This is a genomic window from Mesorhizobium sp. M6A.T.Ce.TU.002.03.1.1, from assembly GCF_003997275.1.
Lineage (GTDB): Bacteria > Pseudomonadota > Alphaproteobacteria > Rhizobiales > Rhizobiaceae > Mesorhizobium > Mesorhizobium mediterraneum.
Genome location: NZ_RZTI01000075.1, coordinates 23,477 through 29,476, shown reverse-complemented (window position 1 = coordinate 29,476; position 6,000 = coordinate 23,477). Strand labels below are relative to the sequence as shown.

The 6,000-nt window shown below is 61.5% G+C and carries 6 protein-coding genes; 4 read left to right on the top strand and 2 right to left on the bottom strand.

All coding sequences use genetic code 11. The features are described 5' to 3' along the window. Both EOC93_RS21035 and EOC93_RS21030 read left to right on the top strand, forming a co-directional pair. A partial coding sequence (locus tag EOC93_RS21035; RefSeq protein ID WP_164759222.1) for an FAD-dependent oxidoreductase occupies positions 1-538 on the top strand: 538 nt, incomplete at its 5' end. Positions 539-696: 158 nt separating this feature from the next. Beyond that, complete coding sequence (locus EOC93_RS21030; RefSeq protein WP_127205578.1) at positions 697-2,676, top strand: bifunctional 2',3'-cyclic-nucleotide 2'-phosphodiesterase/3'-nucleotidase; 1,980 nt, start codon at positions 697-699, stop codon at positions 2,674-2,676. Between the two features lie 61 nt (positions 2,677-2,737). Here EOC93_RS21030 and EOC93_RS21025 read toward each other — a convergent pair whose 3' ends face one another. Both EOC93_RS21025 and EOC93_RS21020 read right to left on the bottom strand, forming a co-directional pair. Continuing rightward, on the bottom strand, positions 2,738-3,727 hold the full coding sequence (locus tag EOC93_RS21025; RefSeq protein WP_127205577.1) for a glycerophosphodiester phosphodiesterase family protein: 990 nt from the start codon (positions 3,725-3,727) through the stop codon (positions 2,738-2,740). Positions 3,728-3,910: 183 nt separating this feature from the next. Continuing rightward, entirely contained in the window at positions 3,911-5,167 is a 1,257-nt protein-coding gene (locus EOC93_RS21020) for a cyclopropane-fatty-acyl-phospholipid synthase family protein (RefSeq protein ID WP_127205576.1), read from the bottom strand. Positions 5,168-5,413: 246 nt separating this feature from the next. Between EOC93_RS21020 and EOC93_RS35405 the strand changes: the two genes are divergently transcribed. After that, positions 5,414-5,548 carry a hypothetical protein gene (locus tag EOC93_RS35405; RefSeq protein ID WP_280953394.1) on the top strand — a complete coding sequence of 45 codons (135 nt, stop codon included), beginning with the start codon at positions 5,414-5,416 and terminating at the stop codon, positions 5,546-5,548. 103 nt (positions 5,549-5,651) lie between these two features. Continuing rightward, a complete protein-coding gene (locus EOC93_RS21015) occupies positions 5,652-5,942 on the top strand; it encodes a Dabb family protein (RefSeq protein ID WP_127205575.1) in 291 nt (96 codons plus the stop codon). Positions 5,943-6,000 lie beyond the last annotated feature (58 nt).

Sequence of the window (6,000 nt, the reverse complement as noted above, 5' to 3'; positions counted from 1 at the left end):
GGGCGTGGTTTTCGGTGATACGCACTTGCCGGCCAGGACGATCCTGTGGGCAGCCGGGGTCGCCGCTTCGCCGGCCGCCGAATGGCTGGGGGCGGCGGCGGACCGTGCGGGCAGGGTGCTGGTCGAGCCCGACCTGACCGTGCCGGGTAGCCCCGAGATTTTCGTCGTCGGTGACGCTGCGCACGTCCTGCGGCCGGATGGCCGCATGGTGCCCGGCGTAGCACCTGCCGCCAAACAGCAGGGCCGGCATGTCGCTGCGACGATCAAGGCCCGGCTTGCCGGCGACGCAACCCCGCGGCCGTTCCACTACAAGCATGACGGCGATCTGGCCACGATCGGCAAGCGCGCCGCCGCGATCGATTTCGGCTGGATCAAGCTCACCGGCCGGTCGGCCTGGTGGCTGTGGGGCCTCGCGCACATCTACTTCCTGATCGGATTCCGCAACCGGCTTGCGGTTTCGCTGAGCTGGCTATGGATCTACGTGACAGGTCAGCGCAGCGCGCGGCTGATCACCCAGGGCGACGACGACAGGAGCTGACGTCCCCGCCCAAGCATATTCATTCGCACGTCATCTGTTCTTGATGGACTCGACCGGATTTCGGCGCGAAGCTTTGCTTCGGGCAGGGCTTGGCACGCCGTTGAAGGCAGGCATGTTGCCGAAGCCTGACATGCCGTCGAACAGGAGAAAACAAAGCAATGCCCGAACTGCTCCAACCCGTCTCCCGCCGCGGGTTCCTCGCCGGTGCCGTCGCCACCGGAGCGCTGATCATGCTTCACCCGTTCTCCGCCCGCGCTCAAGGCAACCAGGCGCATCTGAGGATCATGGAGACGACCGACATTCATGTGAATGTCCTGCCTTACGATTACTACGCCGACAAAGAGAACGACACGATGGGACTATCACGCACCGCTTCGCTGATCGATGCGGTGCGCAAGGAAGCCACCAATGCGATGCTGATCGACAATGGCGACCTTCTGCAGGGCAACCCGATGGGCGACTATATTGCCTACGAGCGGGGGATGAAGGATGGCGACCTGCATCCGGTCATGAAGGGCATGAACCTGCTCGGCTATGAATGCTCGACGCTCGGCAACCACGAATTCAATTACGGCCTGTCGTTCATGGACAAGGTGCTGGCCGGCGCCAATTTTCCGTTCGTCTGCGCTAACCTGATCCGCGGCACCGAACTCGCTGCGAACCCGCGGGACGACAAGCTCTATCTCAAGCCTTACGTCATCCTCGACAAGAAGATCAGGGACGGGTCCGGCGCCGAGCAGCCTCTCAGGATCGGCGTCATCGGCTTCGTGCCGCCGCAGATCATGGTCTGGGACCTGAAGAATCTCGAGGGCAACGTCAAGACGCGCGACATTGTCGAGGCGGCCAAGGCGTGGGTGCCGCAGATGAAGGAGGAGGGCGCCGACATCATTATTGCGCTCTCACATTCCGGCATCGACGTGAAGCAGGGCGATATGATGGAAAACGCCTCGTTCTTCGTCGCTGGCGTCGAGGGCATCGACGCAGTGTTCACCGGCCACCAGCATCTCGTTTTTCCCGGCAAGAAGGACTTTCAGGCGCTCGAGGCCGTCGATACTGAAAAGGGCACGCTGCAGGGCAAGCCTGCCGTCATGGGCGGCTTCTGGGGCTCGCATATGGGTCTGATCGACTTGTTGCTGGAGCGCGACGGGTCGAAATGGCGGGTTGTCTCGGCGACCTCCGAGGCACGACCGATCTACGAGCGGGTCGACAAGGCGAACAAGCCGACGGTCGCTGACGACCAGCGCATCGTCGATGCGCTGAAAGAAGATCACGAAGCGACGCTTGCCTATGTGCGCCGGCCGGTCGGGAAAACCTCGGCGCCGCTCTATTCCTATTTCGCGCTGGTCGCCGACGATCCGTCGGTGCAGATCGTCAGCCAGGCGCAGGCCTGGTATCTCAGGGATATCCTCAAAAATACGCAGTGGAAGGACGTGCCACTGCTGTCGGCGGCGGCGCCGTTCAAGGCCGGCGGGCGCAACGGCGCCGACTACTATACCGACGTTCCCGCGGGCGATATCGCCATCAAGAACGTCGCTGATCTCTATCTCTATCCAAACACCGTCCGCGCCGTCGAAATCACCGGATTGCAGGTGAAGGAATGGCTGGAAATGTCGGCCGGTATCTTCAACCGGATCGAGCCCGATAAGGCCGACCAGCCGCTGATCAACACCGATTTCCCATCCTACAATTTCGACGTGATCGACGGCGTCACCTATCGGATCGACCTGTCGCAGCCGCCGAAGTATGATTCGAAGGGCGGTCTGGTGAATGCCGGCTCGAATCGCATCGTCGACTTGATGTTCGACGGGAAACCAATTGATCCCATGCGGAAATTCGTCGTCGCGACCAACAACTACCGTGCCGGCGGTGGCGGCAATTTCCCGGAGATCGATGCCTCGAAGATCTTTTATGAGGCGCCGGATACCAACCGCGACGTGATCGTGCGCTACCTCATCAGCCAAGGCACGATCAACCCGTCGGCGGACGCCAACTGGTCGTTTGCGCCAATGCCTGGAACCAGCGTGGTGTTCGAGACCGGCGCCAAGGCGAAGGATTTTATTGCGCAGGTGAAGTCGCTGAAGATCGAACCGGCAGGCGAAGGCGAAGCAGGGTTTGCCAAGTACCGCATCACTCTCTGAAGACAAAGCTTTTGCGCGCTAACTCAAACCCACCGCCTACAGCGGCGTAGGGTTTGGCGCTTCAAGCTGGCGGTGCGAAACGCCGCTTGATCACGGGCATGACCAGATCCAGCGCGTCCGTGGAAATGCCGCCGGAATAGCCGTCCGGCAACTGGTCGATCAGTTCGGGCTCGTCGAGCCCTTGCGAAAAGCCGCCGCCGGCATAGGGGCCGAGCAGGTAGACGCGGGTGTCGACGCTGTCCATGCGATCCAGAAAACGGTCGGGCCAGCCCCACAGCCATTGAGCGATGTTGATCGGGATGAGCAGTGTGCCCTGCCGACACGCTTCCGGAACAAAACCGCTCCAGCCAAGCGCCGCATAGCGCAAGATGCATTGGGTGAGTGACGCGCGGCTCAACGTATGCATGTCAGGCAACGCCGCCTTGACCGCCGCGATCGGCTTGTCGCCGCCATAGACCGTCAGGCCAGCGCGTTCGGTGGGCGCCAGCGCTGCAAGCCAGGCAGCCAGCGCTTCGCCTTCCCCAGGGTCGTTGCTCTTGATGTTGATATTGAAACGGCGATTGGGGAAATGCTGCAGCACTTCGTCCAGCGACGGCATCATGCCGACGCCTTTGCCGCGAAACGGAAAGGTCTTGCCGCCATCCGCCGTGTAGCCATAGCCGACATCGAATGTCCTCAGCTCGGGCATGGCATGGGCGCGCGTCTCTCCCTTGCCTTGCGTGCGGCAATCCAGCGTCCAATCGTGGAAGACGGCGAACTTGCCGTCGGTAGTCGGGTGGACATCGAGTTCCAGCGCGTCCGCACCGAGCGCAAAGGCGGCTTCCATCGAGGGAATCGTGTTTTCCAGGAACGCGTGGCGTGGCGGCAGCATGCGCTCGGCCGTGCATGTGTCGGCGTCGAGATCCGCGCGGTCGAAATCCTGAGCCAGGCCGCGATGGGCAAGCACCGAAGGGATGCCGGGCGGCCGGCTCGACAGCCGCGACGTATTGTTGAGCCAGATGCCGCCGGCGGCGGCGATCACGACGAGGAGGCAGATGGTGCGTTTGCGCATGATGTGATTCCCGATTGGCAGGCCGGGCGCATCCTGCGTCGTGATCTGACTTTTTGACGGCGATCGCAGGGCGATGTCGAGATTACGGAAAAAGCGCTCGGTGGCCCGTCGGGCCTCAAAACACCGACGTGTGGGGTGCAAGTTGTACTGCGCAATAAAATGGCGTGAGCCGCCAGAACGCTCTCAAGCCTTGTAGACCACCTGGCGGACATCGATGTAGCTGGCGCGGAAGCCGGCTTCGCAATAGTGCAGGTAAAACTCCCAGAGCTTCTTGAAGCGGTCGTCGAAACCAAGCGGGACGATCTTTTCCCAGGACGCCCAGAAGCGGTGGCGCCATTCGGCGAGTGTGCGGGCATAGTCGTCCGGGAAAATGCGCTCGCGCAGATGAGCGAGGCCATGGTCGTTGCCGAGCGTTTTCAGGATCGACGGTGTCGGCAGCATGCCGCCCGGGAAGACGTAACGCTGGATGAAATCCGGCCGCGCGCGATAGGTGTCGTAGGCTTTCTCGTTGATGGTGATGATCTGCAGGCCGGCGGTGCCGCCAGGCCGCAGGCAATCCTTCATCTTGCCGAAAAACACCGGCCAGTATTTTTCGCCGACCGCCTCGAACATCTCGATCGAGGCTATGCGGTCGTAGGATCCGGTTTCGTCGCGGTAGTCTTGCAGCTTGATGTTGACCTTGTCGGCAAGTCCAGCTTTCTGGACGCGCGCTCTGGCGAAATCATGCTGCTCGCGGCTGATGGTCAGCCCGGTGATGCGGCAGCCGATCTCGCGAGCGGCGAATTCGGCAAAGCCGCCCCAGCCGCAACCGATTTCCAGCACATGGTCTTTCGCGCCGATGCCCGTGTCCTTGGCCAGCGCGCGATACTTGGCGGCTTGCGCGCTTTCCAGATCGTTGGCGCCAGCCGCATAGAGCGCCGACGAATAGGTCATGCTTGGATCCAGCCATTCCTTGTAGAAGGCGTTGCCGAGATCGTAGTGCGCCGAAATGTTGCGCTTCGAGCCGGTGCGGGTGTTTTGGTTGAACCAGTGGCGGACACGCTGAACGGCGTTGATGAGCCAGTTGGCGCCGCCGGCGATGCGCTCTCCGATTTCCGAATTGACCACGAACAGTTCCAGGAAACTGGTTACATCGGGACTGTCCCAATCGCCGTCGATGTAGGATTCGGCGATGCCGATGGTGCCACCAGTGAAGGCGCGGCCGGGCAAGCGCCAGTTCTTGAGCACCAGTTCGGCGTCCGGACCCGGCGCCTTGCCGCCGACGAGGACGGCGCGGCCGTCCGGCATCCTCACCTTGAGCGAGCCACGCGGCAGGTTCATCGCCGCCGACAACACCATGCGCGCCTTGGTCGGCAGGCCCTTGACGGTTTCGGCGAAATTGAGTTCGTCCAGCCTGACCGCGTCGCCCCACGCAACGCCGCTGTCTTCCTTGTGAGCCATATCACGCCCCCCCGAACTTCTGCGGAGCCGGCGCAACAATGGCCAGTTTCCACACTCGCAGTTCATTCGCCAGGGCGCGAACGCCGCTTCCTGATGAATCCCCGCAGCAATCTTTCATCTCATCAAAGGGAACTTCAAGAGGCAAGGGGCAAGCGAACACGGATCAATGGACAGATTTTGGGGGAGGGCGTTGATCAACGCCGGAATCACTATGGTTGCAACCACCCAGATGCAGTAGTTGTAGCCATGCGTTACGTTATCGTCATCTGCTCCGCCACGTTCTTCCTGATCTGGGACGGAATCTACAATCAGGGCCGCTATCTCGACACCACGGTCAGGGAGATAACGCGCATCGTGCGCTACATCACCAGCCTGGTGTAGGTTTCTTTCCCGCTCGACGCGTTGTCGCCGCGACATCGTTGCCGGTTGACGCGACCGTTTTGCCCACACAAAACACGCTTGCACATCGATCGAGGAGGCTGGGTTGATCCGGCATATCGTTTTCTTCAGCGCGCGGCACAAAGAGGATGTCGAGGCCGTACGCACGGGCTTGCTGGCGCTGGGCAATATCCCACATTCCCGTCTTTTCGAGGTGGCGCTCAACACCAAGGTCGACCCGCTTTCGGACGAAATCGACGTGGTCGTTTATGCTGAATTCGAGGATGAGGCCGCTCTGGCCGCCTACAAGGCGCATCCGCTCTATGGCGAGACGACCAGCCAGGTCAAACCGCTGCGTGAACTGCGATATTCGGCGGATGTTGTGGCGGCGTCCTGAAAAGAAATCGACCGAGAGCAACGTGCTTCGCTTACTCCGTCTGAGCGGCGGTCGGTTC